The organism is Simiduia sp., assembly GCF_058345725.1.
This window is the reverse complement of record NZ_JBTUOC010000037.1, coordinates 19,738-42,533: the sequence shown is the minus strand read 5'-3', so window position 1 is coordinate 42,533 and position 22,796 is coordinate 19,738. Positions and strand designations below refer to the sequence as shown.

Sequence of the window (22,796 nt, the reverse complement as noted above, 5' to 3'; positions counted from 1 at the left end):
GCGAGTGCAGAGGCTTATACCAAAATCGGCTCGTCGCTGCCACTGCCCAAAGTCTGTCCGGACAGCTAGAATGGAAGTCTGAGTTTGATAGCAGGGGCGGGAATGCACCAGTACGCAACGGCAAAATGGCCCCTTTGGGCCGCATTGTTTGCCATTCAGGGACAGGCACAATTGCTGGCGGAGCCGGACTGGTTTGATGCGACTAGCGTCAGCCAATGGCTGGCCGACATGGAGGCGCAGTGCGAACTGGTCAAAACGCCCACGGCTTACACCATCGAGTACTGGCCCGACCTATACGCCTATGACGCCAGTCGCAATATCGGCCACTACAATCTGGGCGCGCTCACCGTCGACACCAACAGCCGCGAGCCCACGCGCGTCAAGCCAATCGACAACTACCGCCCCTATCAGACACCCACGGCCTTTGTGGATGACCCGGTGCAGCACACTCGATTGTCGCTCTCGGACCCGAACCTGTGGCCCACTTACATTGTCAAAGAAGAAGACAAAAACTGGGTGGATGCCACGCGGGAGTATTTGCACAGTACCGCCAAAGAGCCGGTGGTGTGGTTCGACAATTTCTTTGCCGTCAAACGGGGGCCGCAAAAAGCCAGCCACGATTTGCGCCTGACCCCCAAACTCGACTGCAGCGATTTACAGCGCTGTGATTTTTCCTTTTCGGTGCGCAGCCGCGTGACCCTGCCGCACACCCAACAGCGGCTGCGGTTGCTGCTCACCAACGAAGACCCGGACACCCTGTTCGATACCCTTGACCGCCGCTCCGTGACACCGGCGCAAGACGACAAGCGCAACCCCTTTTCAGCGGCGCTGAGCTGGGCACTGCGCACCACCGACGACTACAACATCTCCATTTCGTCGGGCCTGCAATTGCGCACGCCCATCCGGGCCTTTGTGCAAGCCAATACCACCGGCCGGCTGGAACTGTCGGAAAAAGCACTGTTAACCGGCGGCCAAAGTGTGTTCTACCGCAGCGATGAGGGCGCCGGTGCGCGCACCCAGATCGACCTCGATCACTCGCTGCGCGACTATCGCAACGAAGTGCTGCGCTGGCGCCAGCGCTACGATGTGAGTGAAGAAATTGACGGCGTAGACTGGAGCACCAGCCTGGAATATCTGCACCAGGTGGATCGCGATCTGGCCTGGGGCCTGGGCGCCCTCACCCACGGCAATGTGGATCAAGCGGCGCTGGCCGAGGGCCATCGCGTGTGGTTGCGCTACCGCAAACGCTTCTACCGCGAGTGGCTATTCTGGGAAGTGCAGCCCTACCTGCGCTGGGATCGCGAGTTCAACTTTAAGAATGATCCCGGCGTAGAGCTGAGCATTGAAATCTACTTGGACGAAGAGCCCTGAGCCATTAGCGCGTCTTCGGCCAGCACATACTCCAGCATCGGGGCCGAGTGGCCCGCCCGCGTCACAAACCGCACGTGCTCCGGGGTGAGCTGGCGGGGTTCGGTAACGCCACAAGAGTGGGCGATCATCGATACGCTTTCGGTCATCTGACGGTGATACATAGCCACCCGCTTGGCTTTGTCGGCGGGCACCAGCCCCCGCTGCAAGCGCTTGTTGTGCGTCGTCACACCGGCGGGACAGGTGTTTTTATTGCACTGCATCGCCTGAATACACCCCAGCGAGAACATGAATCCGCGCGCGCTATTTACCGCATCGGCACCGGCACACAGCGCCACGGCCACCGCCGACGGAGTGATAAGCTTGCCCGCCACTATGACCCGAATGCGTTCGCGCAAACCGTATTTTTTTAGTAGCGCCACCAGCAACGGCAGGCTTTCCTTTATGGGTAAACCGGTGTTATCCATCAGCGGTTGCGGCGCCGCACCGGAGCCGCCATCGCCGCTATCGAGCGTAATAAAATCCGGCGCGCAGGCCTGCCCGCGCTCGCCAATGAGCAAGAAAAGCTCGTCCAACCAGCGGCTATTGCCCAGCACAAACTTTATGCCGGTGGGCTTGCCGGTGGCGGTGCGCACCCGCCCCACCAAATCCAACAAATCGCCCACCGCCTTGACCTCGGTGTGACCGCTGGGGCTGATGGAGGCCTCGCCCACGGGTATTCCGCGAATAGCAGCAATTTCCGGAGTGACCTTGTCGGCCGGCAAAATGCCGCCCTTACCTGGTTTGGCACCCTGGCTGAGTTTTATCTCGAACATTTTGACTTCGCCGAGTGCGCCAATGGCCGCCAGTTTGTCGTCGTCCAGATTGCCCTCGGCATCGCGCACGCCGTATTTGGCCGTGCCAATTTGATAGACGATGTCGCAGTGGCCACTCAGATGATAGGACGACAGCCCGCCTTCACCGGTATTCAACCAACAGCCGGCTTGGGCCGCACCTTTCGACAGCGCCTCTACCGCCGGCGCCGAGAGGGCCCCGAAGCTCATGGCGGAAATGTTAAAAATTGACCGCGTGCTATAGGGATTTGGGCAATCGGGCCCAAAGGTGAGCAGCGCGGGCGGCTCGTGTACGGTCGATGAAATGGGAATCAGCGCATTCAAGAAAATGGGCGTGCCCGGCTTGTCCAGGTCGCGGGTGGAGCCGAAGGCAATATTCAGGCTGTTGTTTTTAGCCGCCTTGTACACCCAGGTGCGATCTGCCCGATTGAAGGGCATTTCCTCTCGGTCCAGTGCGAAAAAATACTGGCGAAAAAAGACCCCAAGGTGCTCGAACAAATAACGAAAGCGCCCAATCACCGGGTAGTTGCGCCGGATAGTGTGGCGCGTTTGCAACCGGTCGCTCACATAGGCGATGGCCGCCCAGATCAACCCCCCAATAATAATCAATACAAACACATCACCTAACAGGCCCAGTGCCCGAATGCCCCATTCCATAGTGCAGCCCTCTTGTGGTTATTAGGACTGATTGTAAATCAACCGCTGTGACAGATGGTCTATTCTTGTGACACATTCACTCATTCCAGCGAGAATTCTGTTATGAAAGCGTCCGACTTGATGGTGAAATGCCTGGAAGAAGAGGGCATCACTTATATTTTTGGTGTGCCCGGCGAGGAAAATGCCGACTTTATGATGTCGCTGGAACAATCGGACAGTATCCGTTTTATCCTCACCCGCCACGAACAGGGCGCGGCGTTCATGGCGGAAATTTACGGCCGTCTGACCGGCAACCCCGCCGGCTGCCTGGGTACCCTGGGGCCCGGCGCCACCAATCTCATCACCGGCGTTGCCGACTCCAACATGGATCGCGCGCCCATGCTCGTGCTGACCGGCCAAGGGGCATCGACGCGCTTACACAAGGAATCGCACCAGGTGATGGACGTGGTGCATATGTTTAAACCAGTCACCAAGTGGGCCACCACCATTTGGCATCCGGAAAATATTCCGGAGATTATGCGCAAAGCGGTGCGCGTGGCGCGCACCGAAAAGCCCGGTGCCGTGCATGTGGAATTGCCGGAAGATATCGCCAAGCTAACCACCGACAAACGGCCCTTAGCAGTACACAAATTTAGGCGTCCAGTGCCCGACGACAAAGCCATCAACCGCATTTTTGAACGAATAAAAGCGGCCAGGAGGCCAATCATTATTGCCGGCAACGGCTGTATTCGCCGCCGCGCTTCGAAGCAGCTGCGGCTGTTTTGCGAAGCCACGGGCATTGGCGTCTTGTCTACCTTTATGGCCAAGGGCTGTGTGGATATGGATGCGCCCTACTGCCTCTACACTATTGGCCTGGGCGCCAAAGACATTCCCGCCTGCGCTATCGACGCTGCCGATTTAGTCATTTGCCTGGGCTACGACATGGTGGAATACCACCCCAAGCTGTGGAATAACGATCACTCCAAAGAGGTGATCCACATCGATTTTCTGCCCGCAGAAATTGACGAAAACTACCATCCAGAACTGGAGGCCGTGGGCGATCTGGCGCACGCGTTATGGATGCTCAACGAGCGAGTAGCCGCCGAGCCCAAAGCGTTAAACTTTGATTTAAGCCAGCAGCAGGCGGTGCGTCGCGACATGAGCGAGGAGCTGTCCAAGCACAAAAACGACACCACTGAAGGTGTCATCCGGCCCCAAAAAGTGCTGTGGGACGTGCGCGAAGTCATGGGCGCCCACGATATTCTGCTGTCGGATGTGGGGGCCCACAAAATGTGGATTGCACGCCATTTCCAGTGCCACGAGCCCAACACCTGCCTGATTCCCAATGGCTTTTGCTCCATGGGTTTTGCGCTGCCCGGCGCCATTGCCGCGTCCCTGGTACACCCGGACCGCAATATACTCGCCATCTGCGGCGATGCCGGTTTCATGATGAACGTGCAGGAAATGGAAACGGCCCGGCGGCTAAACGTAAACATTACCGTCATGGTCTGGGCCGACAACGCCTACGGGCTCATCGCCTGGAAACAGGACAACGAGTTTGGCCACCACACAGATTTGGATTTTGGCAATCCTCACTGGATAAAACTCGCCGAGGCCTTTGACTGGCACGGACATGTGGTGGAAAACGCGCAGGATGTGCAAAGCACTCTGCAACAGTGCTTTGCCGAGTCGGGCCCCAGCTTGTTAGTGATTCCCATCGACTACCGCGAAAACAATTTGCTCACCAAGCGCCTGGGCGAGCTCACCTGCTCAATCTAACCCTCAACAACCTCCCGCCTGCATCACTGCGGCGGGTTGCACGCACCCAAATTTGCTTCAAATGTGCTATTGGCCGCCATTTTTGTTTAAATGGTGGCCTCATCGTCATCTACTCACGCCAGATTGCGGCCTATAACAGCCAGGATAACCCGGCGACAATAACGGCCAAGGCGCGTATTTGACGCACTCTCGCGCGATTAACTCACGGAGTAAACATGCAATTAGGTGAATTTATTTCCCTAGGTCTCTATTTTGTTGTCATGATCGGAATCGGCATTTACGCCTATCGCAAAACAGCAAAAGACGTGTCCGGCTACATGCTGGGCGGCCGCCAATTGGGACCGGCGGTGACGGCACTGTCGGCCGGCGCTTCGGATATGAGCGGCTGGATTTTGATGGGCCTGCCCGGCGCCATGTATGTATCGGGAATTTCCAGCAGTTGGATTGCCATTGGCCTGGTCACCGGCGCCTGGCTCAACTATTTGATTGTGGCGCCGCGCCTGCGCGCCTACACAGAGATTGCAGAGGATGCGATCACCATTCCCGACTACTTCGAAAAACGCTTTGCCGATCACTCGCGCACACTGCGCATTATATCCTCACTGGTGATCATCATTTTCTTTACGCTCTACACCTCGTCCGGCGTGGTGGCCGGGGGCAAACTGTTTGAAACCTCCTTTGGCTTAAGCTACTACGCGGGCCTGTACATCACCGCCGGCGTGGTGGTGGCCTACACCCTGTTCGGCGGTTTTTTAGCGGTGTCCATGACCGACTTTGTACAGGGGTGCATCATGTTTGTGGCACTGATTCTGGTGCCCGTCATCGCCTTCAGCCAATTTGATGGGCTGGCCGATCTCAATCAGCACGTGGCGTCGGTCGATCCCAATCTGTTTGGCTTTTTCACCGGCATCTCGGCACTGGGGATAATATCCAGCCTAGCCTGGGGCCTGGGCTACTTTGGCCAACCGCACATCATTGTGCGCTTTATGGCGATTCGCTCGCTGGGCGATATTAAAGCTGCGCGCCGTATCGGTATGAGCTGGATGATTGTCACCATTGTAGGCGCGCTGGCCATTGGTTTCGTGGGTGTCGGCTTCGTGGCGAAAACCCAGGCCAACTTCACCGATGCCGAAACGATTTTTATCTTCTTCGCGAAACTCTTGTTTCACCCGTTGATCAGCGGCTTTTTGCTGGCGGCCATTTTGGCGGCCATCATGAGCACCATTTCATCGCAACTGCTGGTGTCGTCCAGCTCGCTCACCGAGGATTTCTACAAGGCTTTTCTGCGCAAGGACGCCTCGCAAGCCGAGCTGCTGCTAGTGGGCCGTATTTCCGTGGTCGTTGTGGCAGCCGTCGCCATAAGCCTGGCCTACGACCGTTCCAGCACCATCTTGACCTTGGTCAGCAACGCCTGGGCTGGTTTTGGCGCTGCCTTTGGCCCGCTGATTATCTTCAGCCTGTTCTGGAAGCGCATGACCCGCGAAGGTGCCATCGCCGGCATGGTCACGGGCGCGGTAACTGTGTTGGTATGGCTCTACGCTCCTATTACCATTGGCGGCAACAGCCTGAGCAGTCTGATGTATGAAATTGTACCCGGCTTTATTTTGGCGACGCTGGCTCTGGTGAGTGTCAGTTTGCTCACGGCGCCGCCAAGCCGCGAGCTACAAGCCACCTTCGAGCAGGCACAGGCCACTGTGCGCGCCTGATTATAGCTAGCGCTAGCGCAAAAAAATGGGCCCATGTGGCCCATTTTTGTTGCGGTGATAAACGCGCCATTGCCCAGAATGTCAACGCGGTGCCAAGCCCTGCAATCGGGTAAAGGGCAAGGGGCCCGACTCGTCGATGCGAATAGCGGGGAAAAAACTGCCCACGTCTAATTTGGCGCTGAGTTGATAGGTCAATTTATCCGGCGTCTGCCGCGACAGGTCGCCAATCAATGCCAGTACATTCATCAAGCTGGCCGACACCTCAACGGTAACCGGCGTTTCCGCATAGGACGTTAGAACCGGTAGTTGATTGGCCACGCCCGAAAAGATGTCGTGGCCGGCGATGCCGATGCGATAACTCATGCCCTGCAATACCAAGTCCCTGGCGTTGGGATTGGTCACTGTCAGGCCAACGGCAAAGCGCTGCTGAAACCCGTCGGCGGCAAGCGGCGTCAAGCTCACCAATTTTATCTCTGGCGGTTCCAAGCCGGGCTGAAAGCCGGCGCAGGCACATAAAAACACACACAGTAAAAGACAGTGGCTGAGCTTGATCATCGCAGACTCCCGGCTATCCGCCGTAGGTGTAACTGGACTGAATGCCCAAGGGCAAACCAATGGACCAGTAAATCAGTAAAAAGGCCGTCCAGCACACCAACAGCGTCAGTGCGTAGGGCAGCATAAGTGAAATCAAAGTGCCAATACCCGTGCCCTTCACATAGCGCTGGGCATAGACCACCACCAGCGGGAAGTAGGGCATCAGCGGCGTAATAATGTTCGAGCTGGAATCGCCGATGCGATAGGCCGCCTGGGTGAGATCGGGCGACAGTCCCAGCTGCATTAACATGGGCACCAAAATCGGTCCGATTAACGCCCACTTGGCGGAGGCCGAACCCACAAACAAATTCACAAAGGCCGTCAGCAGAATCATACCCACCACCGTAACCGATGCCGGCAACGCCAACTCGCGCAGGGTGTCGGCGCCCTTCACGGCCAGCAGCGCACCGATGTTCGAGGTGTTGAATGCACTGATAAACAGCGCGCAGAAAAACGCCATAACGATGTAATAGCTCATGCCATCCATGGCCTTGCTCATGGCATTGATTACATCGCGGGAGTTTTGAAAGGTGCCCGCCAGGTATCCGTAAACCACTCCGGGAATCACAAACAGCAGGAAAATCAACGGCACAATGGAGTGCATTAGCGGCGCAGAAAAGGAAGCGAGATCGCCATTGGGGTCTCTCAGCGCCGACGACTCGGACCACACAGAGGCAATCAACAGCCCAATGCCCACGGCCATAGCAAACAGTGCCCAGCGCAGGGCCGATCTTTCCTTGTCGGTAACTTCGGCAAACTTGGGAATATCTTCCGGATCACCATCCACTTTTACTTTTTGCAACCGCGGCTCGATGATCTTGTCATTCAAGTACCAGCCAATCAGCACCACCAGCAGGCTGGAAGCACTGGTAAAAAAGTAATTGTTAAGCGGATTAATCTGAATCGCGGGGTCGACAATTTGCGCCGCACTTTGGGTGAAACTCTGCAGCAAAGGGTCTATGGCCGAGGGCACAAAATTGGCGGAAAAACCACCGGAGACACCGGCAAAAGCGGCGGTAATCCCCGCCAGCGGATGGCGTCCCATGGCATAGTAGATAACACCTGCCAGCGGAATCACTAACACATAGCCGGCGTCCGTGGCCGTGTGGCTGACAATGGCTACCAATATCACAATGGGCGTCAACAGAAATTGCGGCGTGCGATCCAGTACCCGCTTAATCCCGGTATTAATAAAGCCCGAGTGCTCCGCTACCCCCACACCGAGCATGGCCACCAACACCACACCCAGTGGCGCAAAGCCGGTAAAGGTTTTAACCATGTTGGCTAAAAATGTCGCCAGTGAATCGCCCGTGAGCTGATTATTCACCACAATCGCGGCGCCCGTGCGCGGGTCTATTTCGCTGAAACTCATACTGGATAACAGCCAGCTGAGCCCCCATACAATGAGCAGTGAGAAGAAAAAAATCATCGCGGGATCGGGCAATGTATTGCCCGTGCGCTCGATCCAGTCGAGCACCCGCTGAAGTTTGGTATCTGTTGCACCTGCGGTCGAATCCTGCACGGCAGACTCCTTTATTATTTTGTTTGATCGTATCAATCGGTTATTTTTTCAGCAATTTATCGCACAGGCTATGGAGAAAGCCGAGCGACTTGTTATCGGCCCTGGGCAATAGCTCGAGCGCCCAGCGCGCCAACTTGCTGTCAGTTGCATAGTGATGCTGTTGCAACAATTGCGTCACCTTGAGGCGCAAGGCGCGGTATTGTTGCGCATCGGGCGCAGGGGCAGGCTGCGTGCAGGCCTGCAAACCCCGCAATTCGTAGGCGTAGAGCATAACGGCCTGGGCCAGATTTAGCGACGGGTAAGGCGCAGGCAATTCAATATTCGACACCAGATCACACAGAGCCAAATCCTCGTTTGACAGGCCCGAGGCCTCGCAGCCAAACACCAGTGCCACGCGCCCCACACTGCCCACCTTGGACAACAGCAGAGGCGCCAGTGCATGGGCGGGCGTCAAACTGCGAAAATGGTGCCGCGCCTTGGCCGAGGTACCAATGGCCAGATCGACGTCGCTCAGGGCTTCGGTCAGGGTGGCATAAACCGCTGCCGTCTCTAATACTTCCTGCGAACCGTGCGCCAGTATGCGCGCCTGCTTGTGGGTATGGGCCAGGGTGTTGACCAGCCGCAGCTGCTGCAATCCCATGGTTTTCAGCGCCCGACAGCTGGCGCCCACATTCTCCGGTACAGCCGGTGCCACCAGAATAAAAAGGATTTCCATAGTATTCACTCACTCAATGGCCGCTATTCTAAGGCCAATAGTCCCCCGAGGGGTATGTTGCCGGCCCTGCCCCTCTGCTAGGCTTTGGCTCATTACTTGTGCGCTGGAGTTCTGCAATGCGAAAAACCAAAATCATCTGCACCATTGGCCCCGCCACCGACAGCTACGCCATGTTGGAAAAACTGGCGCACGCGGGCATGAACGTGGTGCGGTTGAACATGTCTCACGGCGATCACGCCAGTCACACCAAGGTGATCAAGGCGGTGCAACGTCTGAACCGTCAGCTGACGCACCCAGTGGCTCTGCTACTCGACACTCAGGGCCCGGAAATTCGCACGGGCGAGCGCGACAACGACCTGAATTTACAAACCGGCGACATCATTTCGGTGGTAGCGCGCGGCACCCAGGACGTGGAAGAACATTCGCTGATGGTGAATTACGCCGATCTCATCGACGACATGGATGTAGGCGATCGACTCACCGTGGACAATGGCCTAATCAATTTAGAAATTTTGGAGAAGCACGAGCGCGTCATGCGCTGCAAAGTCATCGACGGCGGCGTGTTAAAAAGCAAGCGCCACGTCAACTTGCCAGGCATTCGCGTCAACCTGCCCGCCATCACCGAAAAAGATCGGCAGGACATTTTATTTGGCATGGAATTAGACGTGGACTATATCGCCCTGTCGTTTGTACGCGAGGCCAGTGATATAGCGCAACTCAAAGAATTGCTGGGCGAAAAAGCCGAAAAAATTAAAATCATCGCTAAGATAGAAAACCAGGAGGGCGTAGAAAATATCGACGCCATCATCAACGCGGCAGACGGCATTATGGTCGCCCGTGGAGACCTGGGCTGCGAAGTGGATTTCTGGGAACTGCCTAATATTCAACGGCGTATCGTGCGCGCCTGTGCGCAACAGGGCAAGCGGGTCATCGTGGCCACCCACTTACTGGAGAGCATGATCGACAACCCCATGCCCACTCGCGCCGAAGTGACCGACGTCGCCAACGCCGTTTACGAAGAGGCCGACGCCATCATGTTGTCGGGCGAAACCACAGTGGGAAAATACCCGGTCAAGTGCGTAGAGGCCATGAACAACATTGCGCTCACCATCGAAAAACATCGGGGTCTGAATTTTACTGCCGACCTAGAGACTCGCGATCACAAACAAAATCTGGCCGCCAGTGCCGTGCACCTGGCCGAATCGCTCAAAGCCGCCGCCATTGTGGTCATTACCCGGCGCGGGCGCATGGCCAACTATGTAACTAACTGCCACCCGCAGCACTCGCCCATTCACGCCTTTACCAACGATGGTCGCACACGCCGACAAATGGCCTTAAATCGCAACGTGTTTGCCCACAAATTGCTGTTTTCCAAAGACCCGGAAAAAACTCTGCGCAAAGCCTTTGAGCAATTGATGGCTGCGGGCATGGATAGCACTGACCAGGTGGTGGTGATTTCTGATACCTTAGGTCACTACGATGCCGATGCAGGCCAGGGCATTGAAGCTATTCAGGTGCGCACCCTCGGGCAGCCGCTTTAAACCAGTCAACCACTCTGATTTGTTAGGGAGTCCCCCATGAAACTGTTCGGTTCCAACACCTCCCCCTATGTGCGCCGGCTACGCGTCTGGCTGGCTGAGCGCGACTACGAATACGTTAATATGGATATCTTTAGCGGCGAAGGTCGAAAATTACTCAAAGCCAAAAATCCCACGCTTAAAATACCCATGCTCGAAGATGACGGCCGCGTAATTTTTGACTCCAGCACTATCTTTCGCTATTTAAGTGAAAAATTTTCTACCCCAGCCCTCAACTGGGATGAAGAGAATCAATTAACCTTAATCAACGCCGCCAGCGATTCGTTAATTCAATTACTACTGTGCGAGCGCTCCAACCTCGACACCCACAGCGATGTTATGTTTTTCAAATTACAGCGCGAGCGCTTGGCCGGACTCTTTAGCGAATTGGATGCGCAGGTGGGCGACGGTAAATTCAATCAGTGGAATTACGCCACCATAGGACTCTATTGCTTGATCGACTGGGTGAAATTTCGTGCGCTGCACGAACTCGATGACTACGCTGAACTCAATCGCTTTTACCTGCAGCACCAACAAAATCCATTTGTCGCCAGCACCGATCCTCGCCACTGAATATCGACACAGCAGGCTGACCCTTGTGCAGGCACCCCCTGCACAAGCTGTCGGCGTTAACTTGGATGATTCGCGTAGCAAAATCGTCGACGAGTGAGCGCACTAGCCTGTATTGCTAAGCGGCCTTTGGAACGTACACGTACGACAGCACGGGTCTTTCCATTTTTGCCACGAGCTTTATGCGATTGGCCGATTTCAATTGCGACAGTCGACTACTGAATAAGGTGACCGGGCAGGCAATGTGCTCAAGCTCCGCAATGGCATCAATGCGCGCCTCATCTTTTTCGCACACCTCGCCCAGCAATAGATAAAATTTGTCGATGAGTTCATCGGCCGACATCTGCGCGTGTACAACCACCATTCGCTCGCGCAGTCGCTCCCATTTTTCTGCGGTCATGTCGGCTTTAGCCGCAAGGCGTTGCAAAACTCGCGCACTCAATAGCTCGGACTTTTCCTCTCGCCCATATGCCAGCAATCGCTCTACCATGGCATCGTCCAGGGTAATCCCCAACTGGGCAATCAGGCTGGACACTTCCGGTGAGCGCAGTTGGGGCTCCTCCCACAGCCAGCTGTTATAGTCGCTCACAAAATGGGTAAAGGTGCTGACCAAATCGCCAATGGGCTCGACCGGCGGCTGCTCGGCCAATGTCGCCTTCAGCTTTGCTAAGGCCACCGCAAGATCGTCGCTGTCGATGACCTGCAGCGCATGGTGCGCGGGACGCGGCAGCGTATTCGCCTGTTCGTTGTTGGAAAAGGTAAGGCTTGAGCCGCCAACAAAGCGCACGAACAACTCTGCCATGTAGCCCACGTGATAATCATCTTGATCTTCTAAATATACACTGCACTCGTAAATGGCACAGGCGATACCCAACTCCGGATGGGACCAGAGTGCGATAAGAGCCTCCACCTGTCCCAACACCGCATCGAAGTCACCCGCGTGGACAAACCCCGACTGCTGTAGCCAGCGGCGGTCTGCCTGCAGCCGCTCGGTGCAACGCCACAGGGCGTCGGGCGCTTCGTGCAAAGTGAAGTTAATGGGTGGCAACACGGTTTGGACGGCCAACAGCTCGTTAATATCGCCCGCACTGTGCTTGAGCCATCGGTAAAATCTGAAGGCATAAAATGCCACAACGGCCAGGACGACCAGAAAGGCAACCCCTAGTATTTCAAGCCATCCCATTTGCATGCTTCCTCTGTGTTGAATTTTCTTGGGGTCTAAACATACCAGACAGCCGCACACCGCCAAAGCGCACCAGTTGATCCCAGCTCGGCAAAGGTCTATCGTCTGCCGTTCAGCCCAGCAGATCCACAGCCATGTACGCCACCTACTTTGGATTAAAGGACACCCCCTTTTCCATTTCCCCCAACCCGCGCTACCTATTCATGAGCGACAAGCACCGCGAGGCGCTGGGGCATCTGCTGTATGGCGTGGGCGTAGGCGGTGGCTTCGTACTGCTAACCGGGGAGGTGGGCACAGGCAAAACCACTATCTGCCGCTGCCTGTTAGAGCAGCTACCCGAAAACACCGATGTCGCCTTCGTGCTCAACCCACTGCAAAATGCCAAGGAATTACTGGAAAGTATCAGCGATGAATTGGGTATCGCGGTAGCCGAAGATCAGCGCAGCCTGCGCGGATTGTCGGGGGCACTGTATAAATTTCTGCTGGAAAATCACGCCCGCGGCCGCAATACCGTACTGCTGATCGACGAAGCGCAGAACTTGGACACCAAAGTTCTGGAGCTGATCCGGCTGCTGACTAACCTGGAAACCAACACCAAAAAACTGCTGCAGATTATTTTCATCGGCCAGCCCGAGCTCAAGGCACTGCTGGCCAAACCCGAGCTGCGGCAACTGGCCCAGCGCATCACCGCGCGCTTTCACATAGAACCGCTCAGCGAAGCGGAGACCAGCGCCTATATTCGCCACCGACTGCAAATCGCCGGCCTGCCCGCCAACCAAACATTGTTCCCGGCCGCCATTATTCGGCGCATTCACCGGCGCAGCGGCGGCATCCCCCGGCTCATTAATATCCTGTGCGATCGAGTGCTATTAGGTACCTACGCGGAAAACAAAACCCAGGTAGACCGACAAACTCTCGCCAAGGCCACCGCCGAAGTACTGGGCGACGAGCCTGGCCCCGGCCGTTGGTGGCCCTGGCTGGCGGCGGCCTGTGCACTGCCCGCACTGGCCTTATGGTTGTGGCCCGCCCCGCCGCCGCCACCGATCGAGGTAACCGCACCGGCACCCGTCGTCGCGCCTATCTCGCCGCTCAAGCGCTTGCAACAACAGGGCTTTTCGACACAGGCACTGGCGCTGAGCGCGCTCTTCAGCCATTTACAGTTGCCCCAGCTCAGCGGCCCGGCACCCTGCGCGGATACCCGCGGCACCGGCATGAACTGCACAGAAACCACCGTCAGTAACTGGAACGGCCTGCTGCACTACAATCGCCCCTCGGTTTTGCGTATGCAGGGCCTCGACGGCGCCACCTACTTTGTAGCGGCACTGGGCTTGGGTGGTGGCGAGGCGCGTCTGCTCGGGCGCGAGGGCACGCTCAGCATGGCGTTGTCGGAGCTCAGTAAAGTGTGGACGGGCGATTTAATTTTTGCCTGGTCCGGCCCAGAGGACTACCAGAAGCCCTTGGCACAGGGCGATGACAGCGCCGCCGTGGCCTGGGTTGCCCAGCGCTTTGCGGAACTGGACAAGCAGCCCAAACCGCTCACCAACACCCAGTTCACGCGTGCGCTCACCCAGCGGGTCAAATTGTTTCAGCAGTCGCAGGGCCTGGAGTCCGATGGCATTGTGGGATTGCAAACCCTGCTGAAGCTGAGTGAGGCTCTGGCCATCGACAACACCCTTAGCACAAACCTGGCCCAGTTCCTGCGCGAACCAGACGCCACAGCGGCACAATAACCATGTCTTACATACTGGATGCATTGAACAAATCGGAACAGGAGCGGCGCGAGCAGGCGCAGGTGCCCAACTTGCAGGCGCTGCACCAGCCGCCGCCGGCCTCGAGTGGCGGTAAAACCTCGGGACTGGTCTGGGCCTTGGCCACCGGCTTGCTGTTGGTGTCCTGCGCGGCGGCCTATGTCTGGTTTCAGGCACAACCACAGGCGCCACAAGCGAGCGCCACTGCACTCGCAATTTCCCCAGCCCAAGTCCCTGCACAGCCTGCTGACAATGCCCCCGCAACACCTGAAGCTCCAGCCCCAATGAACAAGTCTGCTGCGCCTGGCCCAACGGCGGAAGACGCCAGTGCCGTCAGCTCGCTGTATCGCGCTCCCGCCGAAGCGGAGCCGGCGCAAACGGCCGTAGCACCGGGCCTGGCACAGGCTGTACGCACGGTTATGACGCAACCAGCCACCCTGCCATCGATTCGCGCCCTAGACGCCAGTACCCGTGCGCGCCTGCCGAAGATGTACTATTCGGCGCACATCTTTTCCAACGAAGAGGGCAAAGGGTTCGCCATAATTAACGACCGCAGCCGCTACAAAGGCGATGTGATAGGGCCTGGACTCTTTGTTCAAGAGGTGCGCGAGGAAGGCGTGGTGCTGAATTTTGAGGGCCAGGCATTTCTGCTGGACGCGCTCACCGATTGGCCGGAATGAGCCGCCCGCAGTTTGCGCTCTAGTGCGGGCAACTGCCAACCGCCAGGAGTTACACCCGCTCCGCCAAGGCGTTTTGCAGCACCAGAAATACCGCATTGGTCCAGCCAAATCCCTGTTGCACCGGATATTCCCCGCCGCTGGCTATACGCCCCGGCTGTTCGACATCGTACTTTTCAAAAAACGAACCGGTGGCTTCGTAGCAGACCAGATTAGTGGCCAGCCAGCGCTGCCCACCGGCTCGCGCTGCGGCTTCAAAACCGTAGTTGCGCAATCCCTGAAAAGTAACCCACTGTAAGGGCGCCCAGCCATTGGGTGCATCCCACTGCTGGCCGGTGTGCAGGCCCGTGGTGACCCAACCACCGGGGCGCAAAAACGCCTCTGACAATGCCTGACATACCGCACTGGCTTGATCGGGCGTGGCGATCTTGGCAAACAGCGGCCAGCTTGTGGCAAGGGACGATTTATCGCTGTGGCTAAAATCTGGCAGCAAACAATCCACAAACTGTCGGCGTCGCGGGCAGAAAAAATCCGCTCGGATAACCTCGGCCCGCCGCTCGGCGCGCCTTTGCAAGTGGGCGGCCCGCTCGAGGTCGCCCGCCTGGGTGTAAGCTGCGGCAAGAATTTGCTCCATCCCAACCATAATGCAATTGAGATCGATTGGCACCACTGCGGTGGTGCGCACCGTTTGCAATTGATCCGGTTGCGCAAACCAACGCGAACTGAAATCCCAACCGGTTTCACAGGCCGCGCGCAGATTGCGATATAGCGCCCGGGCATCACCCGAATGGCGCGCCGCCAGTTCCACATCTTCGACGTAACTTTCCTGGCGCGGCTGATCTGCATCGTCCCAATAGCGATTGAGCAGCGCCTTGGGATGGCTCACCAGGCGCCGGTGCGCGCCGGCGCCGCGCGCTAACTCGGCCTCGCCTTGCATCCAGAAAGCGTACTCGCGGGCCATGGCGGGCAGGTATTTTTGCAACCAGCCCTGTTCGGGAAACGCCTCCGCCAGCAATTGCACCATATGGGCGAACAAAGGCGGTTGAGAACGACTTAAATAGTAGCTGCGGTTGCCGTTGGGAATATGGCCCAGGGTGTCGATCAGGTGCGCAAAGTTGGCCACCATATCGCGCACACTTTGCCACTGGCCGCTGGCCGCCAAGCCCAGCAGTGTGAAGTAGGAATCCCAATAATAAATTTCGCGAAATCGCCCACCCGGCACAATATAACTGTGCGGCAAAGCAATCAGGCTATCGCCGGCCCGGCGCAGATCGGGTGGCCGCCTTAGAGTTTGCCAAAGGGACTGCACGTATTCCGCTGCCGATGGTCGCAAGGCAGGCGCGCTGTTGGCCATCGGTCGCTCGGTGGGCAGGGCAAAATTTTTCTGCACAAAAGCCAATAGATCGAAACCGGGTGCGCTGCCTTCGGCAATAAACTGCGCCTCGATATCGGCGGCTGCACGCAGGGGCACGGCGTCCACAAATAATTTCGAATCGTCAAATAGCGGGCGGCCTTGCACGGCCTTAAACAACGCGGGCATACATTGATCGGGTGTGGGGTATAAATTCACAAAATTACTCACGATGTCGCACCCACTGCCGCAGCATCGCGCTCCACATGACTGCGCAAAAAATACAGTGCAGCCAATATACCCACGAGCGGTAACAATGCACCATAAAAGGCCTGGGCCCCACCCACCCACTCAAACAATCGACCCGTGATAAGCGAACCCAAGGTACCGCCCAGCGCCGAAAACACCACAATCAAACCCGACATGGGCGCGTGCTGGCGCACCGGCAGCGCCGATAACACCACAGAATTTATGGCCGGGTACACGGACGCTAAACACAGGCCAATCAGCGGAAAGACGTAAGCCGCAAGCGGCGCGTCGGCCCAGGATTGCACGGGTAAGCCACTGGCGTTCGACGCCAACGGCAGCGCCAGCAAAATCAACGCACCGGCGGCCAGCAGCGCACCATTTAATACCCAGTACCAATGCCAGCGCGAAAACACCACGCCTGCCAGCAGGCGCCCCACGGCCGTCGAGGCGGCCAAAATGCTCGCCATCTGAATGCCCAGCGCCGGCGTCAAATTCAGCACCTGGCTGTTAAAGCTTGGCAGCCACGACATAATGGCCTGCTCCACCAGCACATATAAAAACACGCTGAGGACAAATACCACGACCAATGGGCGGCGACAGAGTGCGAGCATGCCCGAGAATTCCTGCCACAAAGGAGCGGCTTGCACCTGCAGCGCCGACTCGTCCAGCGCAACGAAGTGGGTGAGCAAACACGCGAGCGCACACACGCCCGCCAACACGTAGTAAACATTCAACCACTGCAAATCACCGGGTGCGTCGGTGGAGACAAAGGCGCTAAACACAAAATAGCCACCCATCACGCCCAACATGAAAAAAGCTTCGAGGAAATTCATGGTGCTAACGTGGGATTTCTGATCGCGCGCCAATAGACCGAGGCTGGCGAAGACGGCGATTTTTACCAGCGCGAAACTGATGCCCGTCATGAGAAACAGCAGTTTAACCATCCAGAAATGCGGTAATTGCGGCACCGCCAGACAGGTCGCAGCCATGGTAGCCATGGCCAACATCACCGCGCGGCGGTAGCCAATGCGCACGAGAAATGAAGCCACTAAGAATGAAGCTAAGGCAATGCTGAGATCTTTATAGGCCTCCAGCACCGCTGCCTCGGAAGGCAGCACAGAAAAACTGTTCTGCACTTGCAATATCACTGTGCCAACGCTGTTTAGCAACACAGCAAAAATTATGTAGGTAAAGAAAAGCCAAAGGCGTGTCATAGCACAGGACCTGAAGAAAGCTTTGCGGTGCTCACACCGCACAATAAAAAGGGGCGCCACTAACCGCGTCCTCTAGGGCATCTTTGCGCAGCGAGGACGGGCACCCAAGCGCTACGGGCTTGGCAGCGTTTAAGGTGTGGCGGCCACAAGCCGCCACACAATTACACCGAACTAGAAATGGTAACCCACACTCACTTTGACGTTGCGCGGCATAATGTAACGGCCGTTGGGCGCGCTGGGATTGCGTGGATCGCCTTCGGTCAGCGCTTGCTCGTCGGTGACATTATCCATCGCCACCTGCAGCGACAGGTTTTCACCGGCATCGAGGATCACACCTAAATCCAGTTTTTCATAGCCGTCCAGAGTAACGGTATTGCCCTGGTCTGCGTACCGCTCGCCCACCAGGGAAACCGCACCGTAAAGTGTCAGTAGCGTGTTATCGCCCAAGCTCATTTCGTAACTGGGCGTCATGCGCAGCTGGAAACCTGGCTGGCGCGGCGCTTCGTTGCCGTTGTCGGTGGGGCTTTCGGAAATTTCCGTTTCCTGAAAGGTGCCGTTGACGCCCAGCGCAAAGCCGCTGTCGTGTAACCAACGACCATCCAGCTCAATGCCGTAGGCCTGATTGGTGTACACCTGCGCCGGCGCACCGGGTTGGATCACAAACGTATCGCCTTTCACTTCGTTGCCAAACAGCGTGACATAAGCAGACACAGTGTCGAATACGGCCTTGTAGCCCAACTCGAATTGCGTCACCTCTTTAATGAGGTCTTCGCCCGCCGTATAGGCGCCGTAGTTATCGCGAATATCGTCGAAGTAGGGAAACTTGTAGCCCAGGCTGTAGCGCGCAAACACACCTTGCTCTTCGGTGAGGTCGTAGTTGGCACCGAGTGTGTAGGACGTTTTGTTTTCGTCGTAATCGGCGGTTTTGGTGATCACACCGTCCAATCCCTCGTCCACAGTGTATTGCACCTGATGATTTTCCTGACGCACGCCCAGATCCAGACTAATGGCATCGGTAAGGTGGTAGGTGTAGGCGCCGTAGAGTGCATTGGAGCGGGCGTCGCCGGTGGCGGCAATGTCGTAATTCCAGCCACAGCTGTCGACGCTGGCGTCGTTACAGGCGATGCCGTCCACGCGCTCGCCGCCCTGCTCCACCAGGTAATACTTTTGATTGCCCAAAGACCACCACTCGTCCACCGAGGTGGTGGCCACATAGTAGCCCAGAGTGAGTTCCGAGGACTCAAACTGCCCGGTGAAAGCCAGGTTATTGGTGAAGGATTCAATGTCTTTGCGCACTTCCCACAGGCCCAATTGCTGCACATAGGCCGAGCGGTCAACAGCCTTGCCCGTGACGGCACCGGTGAGTGGGCCCACCACCAGCGCACCGAGATCGGTGTTGGGATCGTCCAAAAGCGCACCCACATTCACCGCGCCGCCGTTGGGCACCAGCCCCAGAGTATCGGCGTCGCCGGCGGTCACATTCAATGCGTTGGTGAGCGACCAGGTATCGTTAATCTGCAAGTCAAAATTGACGCCCGAAATGGCCCCGACCCAACCCCGGCCCTCGCCCAGGTCCACGGCTTTCTCGGTATTATCTGGGCCATAGCGCAGGCTGCCCTGGCGATTCAGGGTACCCACCTGATTGAAGCTGGCATCGGCACCCGGTACATTCAGGGCAATGGGCAAATACCAAACGCCGGCATCATCGGTGCTGCGGTGATAGAAACTGACACTGCCCTGCGCCAACTCCTTGGTGATATTCACCGTAAATTGCTTGCCCTCTTCCGCATTAAAGCCCGCGTCGCGAATGCCTGGCGACGAAGTAACATAGCCGCCCACCATGTAGTAGAGACCGTCCGCTAACTGGCCGCTGAGGCGACCGTCAAAACGCTGCAGGTTGTAATAAGAGGTGGAATATTTCACCACGCCTTCGGTCTCTTCGGCGCCGCGCTTAAGCAGGAAGTTCGTCGTTAATCCCGGCTGGCCATTGTCCTGCACCGACTGCGGGCCACCGCGCAAACCCTCCATGCGCTCGATGGTTTCATCGATGCGAAACAGGCTGGTGTTTTCTAAAAACGAAACGGTGGAGGGCGGAAACACAGGCGCGCCTTCCAACTGTACGGTCAAAAATGGCGCGTCGCCGCTGGCGGGAAAACCGCGCACAAATACGTTGGCGCCCGATACGCCGCCAGAACTCTCAGACCAGACCCCGGGTACGGTTTTCAGCAGGTCGGCCGTACTTTTTGGCGAAAAGCGTTTGATATCTTCGTCGTTGACGTTGGTGATCGCGAAACTCGCATCCAGCTTGCGCATTTCAGTACCGCCCGCGGTACCGGTGACCACCACCTCTTCCAGCAGGCTCATGTCGTTTTGTTGGGCCAGTGCGCCGGGCGCTTGGCTCACCAGCAGTGCGGCGATAGCGGCCGCCAATGGCGTTCTTGCATTGCTCATGTGGGTATCCCCTTGGCTAGGTTTATTATAGCTATGCCAATGCAAACGATTGCATTGGGATTTCCGATGTTATGCAATCAATTGCATGAATGCAAGCCTGGCCCGCCCAGCCGTGCGATAATAAAACTTCACCCAGGCCCATTTTTTTGTCAGGATGCACGCATTCCTGCAACAAAATCAGAGAGTTAGGGATTACCCGTCGCATCCATGAAACGTGCTAAAACGCTTGCCGATATTGCCAGATTAGCCGGTGTGGCCGAGTCCACCGTCTCCCGTGCGCTGAAAGATAGCCCGCTCATCAGCGACAGCACCCGTGCCCGGGTGCACGCCATTGCCCAGGCCCACAATTTCCACTTAGACAGCCGGGCGCGCAGCTTTAAAACCGGGCGTAGCCAAACCCTGGCGGTGGTGATTAACCTTAGCCCCGGCAGCGGCCAGGTATTGTCGGACCCCTTTCTGTTGGGGCTGGTGGGGTGTTTGGCCGACGAGACGGCACTGCTCGGCTACGACCTGCTGTTTTCCACGCAACGGGCGTTTTCCGCCCAGCGCGCGCTGGCCTATGTGGCCGGCCGCAAAGCCGACGGCTTGTTGATCATCGGCCAGGGCAGCGCCCCCGAGGCTCTGGCGCAACTCGCCGAGCAGCTGGCACCGTTTGTGGTTTGGGGCCAGGCGGAGGCCGCAAATCCTTACACCACTGTCGGCACCGACAATGTCCAGGGCGGCTATCAGGCCACCCGGCACTTGCTGGATTCGGGCAAGCGGCAACTGGTGTTTTTGGGCGATACCCGCCACCTGGAAATTCAGGCCCGCTACCAGGGCTTTTTGCGCGCGCTCTCAGAGGCCGGCCTAAGCCAGGCCCACGCCGATGTGCAGGCGGCCTTTTGTATGCAGTCGGGGCAGGAGCAGACCGCGCGCCTGCTCAGCGAATGCAAATTTGATGGGTTGGTGTGTTCCAGTGATCTCATCGCCATGGGCGCCATTAACGAGCTGCAATCCAAAGGCAAAAATATTCCGACCGATGTCGCCGTGACCGGCTTCGACAATATTCCGCTGTCGCAGTTTATGAGCCCGGCGCTGACCACCGTCGAGCAGGATATTCGCCAGGGTGCCCACCACATGGTGCGAGCACTGGTGCAAAAAATTGAAGGCGGATCGGTGTCCGATACCTCACTGGCGCCAGCACTAGTGATCAGGCGCAGCAGCTGAACTAGCGGCGCATTTTAAGCGCCATTGCCGTCAGCGATTGCTGTGCCTGGAGCGCAAAGTGACCGAAGGCGGCCTGTTGATCGTCGGTAATGGGCAGGCCCATTTTATCGGCGTAAAACAGCGCCGTGGTGCGCCCAGATATTTCGATGGGCGCTATCACACACGGGTGGCAACCCATCAGCGACTGCAAATGCGGTGTGAATAAATGCGCGCATTTCGCCAAGCGCTCAGCGTCAAAATATTGCGGTGCCTTGTAACACAAAGCCTCGGAAAAAAAATTTACGTCGCTACTTTTCACCGAGAGTTTGTCGCGCCACAAAGCGGCCTGCGCTCCCAGTGCGTAACGCATGAGCAATTGATCGCGCACCAGCAATACAACCCCTACGCGCGGCAAGCCCACACCTTTATAGAGCCCCTCCATCACAATTTGAAACAGCGTATTTACATCTGTGCCCTGCTGCACAGCACTGGATAAGTCGCGCAGCACCTTCAATTGCACGCCGGCGTCTGGTTCCACTGGCACCCCCAGATCCGGCGTTCGGTCGGCGCTGGGAATAAGACTCGCGAGGCTCTCGGCGCCAAATACCGCCACCACTTCGGCCGCTTGGCCAGCCACCTTTTGCGCATCTTCTTTAGCCACCTCGTAGCTGACGTTGCGATACTGGGCAATTTTTTTCAAAACGTTTGCGGTGTCCGAGGTATCCCAACCGTAGCGGGTGGCCGCACTTAATTCATCGCCCAGTTTCACCGCCGACGCCAGGGGCGAGGGCGTGCGAGTCTGACTGAGCGTTTGCTCCAACAACTCGCTCAGGTGCCAACATTTCACCAGCTCGCGCGTGAGCTGTTTGAACTGCAGAGCCAACACCTGGGCACAGGCCTCGGATTCCTCAACCCCTTCACTGATCAGTCGATCCAGTTCGTCGGCCTGGGCCTCGCCTTTGGACCAAATGGCCAGTTCGCCAACGTGGTAGAGCAGTGCGGCAATAAACACCTCTTCGCGATCGTCGGCGGTGGCATTCGGCAATAGTGCTTTGGCCTGCAGGGCCGCGTGAAACGCCTTGGCCATGACCTGCAGCAGCCGGGTGCGGGGATTGGCGCCTAGCAACTGATCCACCAACAACAAGGTAATGCAGATATTTTTAACCCCTTCAAAACCCACTTGAATAATGGCCCGGGTAATAGTGTTGATGTTGCCGCCGCCGGGGTTAAAGTGAATGCTGTTGGCGGCGCGCAGCAGTTGCGAAGTGAGATTGGAATCTTTCAGCACCACCTCACTCAACTGATTAACCCGCGTATCGTCGCTGCTGGTAAGTTGATTAAGGGTTTTTACCACTGACCCCAGCACCGGTAGATCCACTGCATTTAGCTTATTAACCCAGGCATCAACGCCCTTTACTGCCATACGACTCTCCCGCGG

The 22,796-nt window shown here is 57.1% G+C and carries 17 protein-coding genes; 8 read left to right on the top strand and 9 right to left on the bottom strand.

Going from position 1 to position 22,796, the window contains the following annotated elements:
- The first annotated feature begins 102 nt into the window (after positions 1-102).
- Positions 103-1,371: a hypothetical protein gene (locus tag ACW8F6_RS09435; protein WP_491575613.1), complete on the top strand. Its 1,269-nt coding sequence runs from the start codon at positions 103-105 to the stop codon at positions 1,369-1,371.
- Here ACW8F6_RS09435 and ACW8F6_RS09430 read toward each other — a convergent pair.
- The gene (locus ACW8F6_RS09430; protein ID WP_491575612.1) at positions 1,350-2,858 is read right to left on the bottom strand and encodes an FMN-binding glutamate synthase family protein; all 1,509 of its coding nucleotides are present in this window, start codon (positions 2,856-2,858) and stop codon (positions 1,350-1,352) included. The two genes, ACW8F6_RS09435 and ACW8F6_RS09430, sit on opposite strands and share 22 nt — an antisense overlap.
- Before the next feature lie 102 nt (positions 2,859-2,960).
- On the opposite strand from ACW8F6_RS09430, the gene ACW8F6_RS09425 reads away from it, so the two are divergent.
- The gene (locus ACW8F6_RS09425; protein ID WP_491575611.1) at positions 2,961-4,616 is read left to right on the top strand and encodes an acetolactate synthase large subunit; all 1,656 of its coding nucleotides are present in this window, start codon (positions 2,961-2,963) and stop codon (positions 4,614-4,616) included.
- 215 nt (positions 4,617-4,831) lie between these two features.
- The gene (gene putP, locus ACW8F6_RS09420; protein WP_491575610.1) at positions 4,832-6,322 is read left to right on the top strand and encodes a sodium/proline symporter PutP; all 1,491 of its coding nucleotides are present in this window, start codon (positions 4,832-4,834) and stop codon (positions 6,320-6,322) included.
- Positions 6,323-6,403: 81 nt separating this feature from the next.
- Here the strand turns inward: putP and ACW8F6_RS09415 are convergent, their stop codons facing one another.
- Genes ACW8F6_RS09415 through ACW8F6_RS09405 form a run of 3 tightly spaced genes read right to left on the bottom strand, consistent with a single transcriptional unit; the run spans position 6,404 to position 9,153 of the window.
- A complete protein-coding gene (locus tag ACW8F6_RS09415; RefSeq protein WP_491575609.1) occupies positions 6,404-6,877 on the bottom strand; it encodes an LEA/WHy family protein in 474 nt (157 codons plus the stop codon).
- A gap of 13 nt (positions 6,878-6,890) precedes the next feature.
- The gene (locus ACW8F6_RS09410; protein WP_491575608.1) at positions 6,891-8,438 is read right to left on the bottom strand and encodes an AbgT family transporter; all 1,548 of its coding nucleotides are present in this window, start codon (positions 8,436-8,438) and stop codon (positions 6,891-6,893) included.
- Between the two features lie 40 nt (positions 8,439-8,478).
- Positions 8,479-9,153, bottom strand: coding sequence for a tRNA/rRNA methyltransferase (locus tag ACW8F6_RS09405; RefSeq protein ID WP_491575607.1), 675 nt, complete (start codon positions 9,151-9,153; stop codon positions 8,479-8,481).
- Between the two features lie 116 nt (positions 9,154-9,269).
- Here ACW8F6_RS09405 and pyk point away from each other — a divergent pair, with 116 nt between their 5' ends.
- Entirely contained in the window at positions 9,270-10,694 is a 1,425-nt protein-coding gene (pyk, locus tag ACW8F6_RS09400; RefSeq protein ID WP_491575606.1) for a pyruvate kinase, read from the top strand.
- A 36-nt stretch (positions 10,695-10,730) separates the two neighbouring features.
- Entirely contained in the window at positions 10,731-11,303 is a 573-nt protein-coding gene (locus ACW8F6_RS09395; protein ID WP_491575605.1) for a glutathione S-transferase family protein, read from the top strand.
- A gap of 115 nt (positions 11,304-11,418) precedes the next feature.
- Here ACW8F6_RS09395 and ACW8F6_RS09390 read toward each other — a convergent pair whose 3' ends face one another.
- On the bottom strand, positions 11,419-12,483 hold the full coding sequence (locus ACW8F6_RS09390) for a hypothetical protein (RefSeq protein WP_491575604.1): 1,065 nt from the start codon (positions 12,481-12,483) through the stop codon (positions 11,419-11,421).
- A 134-nt stretch (positions 12,484-12,617) separates the two neighbouring features.
- Here ACW8F6_RS09390 and ACW8F6_RS09385 point away from each other — a divergent pair, with 134 nt between their 5' ends.
- Positions 12,618-14,213 (top strand): ExeA family protein, encoded by a 1,596-nt coding sequence (locus tag ACW8F6_RS09385; protein WP_491575603.1) that lies wholly within the window; start codon positions 12,618-12,620, stop codon positions 14,211-14,213.
- 2 nt (positions 14,214-14,215) lie between these two features.
- Positions 14,216-14,911, top strand: a complete 696-nt coding sequence (locus tag ACW8F6_RS09380; RefSeq protein ID WP_491575602.1) for a general secretion pathway protein GspB — start codon at positions 14,216-14,218, stop codon at positions 14,909-14,911.
- A gap of 49 nt (positions 14,912-14,960) precedes the next feature.
- On the opposite strand, the gene ACW8F6_RS09375 is transcribed toward ACW8F6_RS09380, so the two are convergent.
- From ACW8F6_RS09375 to ACW8F6_RS09365, 3 genes are all read right to left on the bottom strand, one after another.
- Positions 14,961-16,490, bottom strand: coding sequence for a trehalase family glycosidase (locus tag ACW8F6_RS09375; RefSeq protein WP_491575601.1), 1,530 nt, complete (start codon positions 16,488-16,490; stop codon positions 14,961-14,963).
- Positions 16,487-17,722, bottom strand: coding sequence for an MFS transporter (locus ACW8F6_RS09370; RefSeq protein WP_491575600.1), 1,236 nt, complete (start codon positions 17,720-17,722; stop codon positions 16,487-16,489). The genes ACW8F6_RS09375 and ACW8F6_RS09370 overlap by 4 nt, the downstream gene beginning before the upstream one ends.
- 171 nt (positions 17,723-17,893) lie before the next feature.
- Positions 17,894-20,173 carry a TonB-dependent receptor gene (locus ACW8F6_RS09365; RefSeq protein ID WP_491575599.1) on the bottom strand — a complete coding sequence of 760 codons (2,280 nt, stop codon included), beginning with the start codon at positions 20,171-20,173 and terminating at the stop codon, positions 17,894-17,896.
- Between the two features lie 207 nt (positions 20,174-20,380).
- Between ACW8F6_RS09365 and ACW8F6_RS09360 the strand changes: the two genes are divergently transcribed.
- Positions 20,381-21,379: a LacI family DNA-binding transcriptional regulator gene (locus ACW8F6_RS09360; RefSeq protein ID WP_491575598.1), complete on the top strand. Its 999-nt coding sequence runs from the start codon at positions 20,381-20,383 to the stop codon at positions 21,377-21,379.
- 1 nt (position 21,380) lies between these two features.
- Here the strand turns inward: ACW8F6_RS09360 and ACW8F6_RS09355 are convergent, their stop codons facing one another.
- Positions 21,381-22,781: an HDOD domain-containing protein gene (locus ACW8F6_RS09355; protein WP_491575597.1), complete on the bottom strand. Its 1,401-nt coding sequence runs from the start codon at positions 22,779-22,781 to the stop codon at positions 21,381-21,383.
- Between the last annotated feature and the right edge of the window lie 15 nt (positions 22,782-22,796).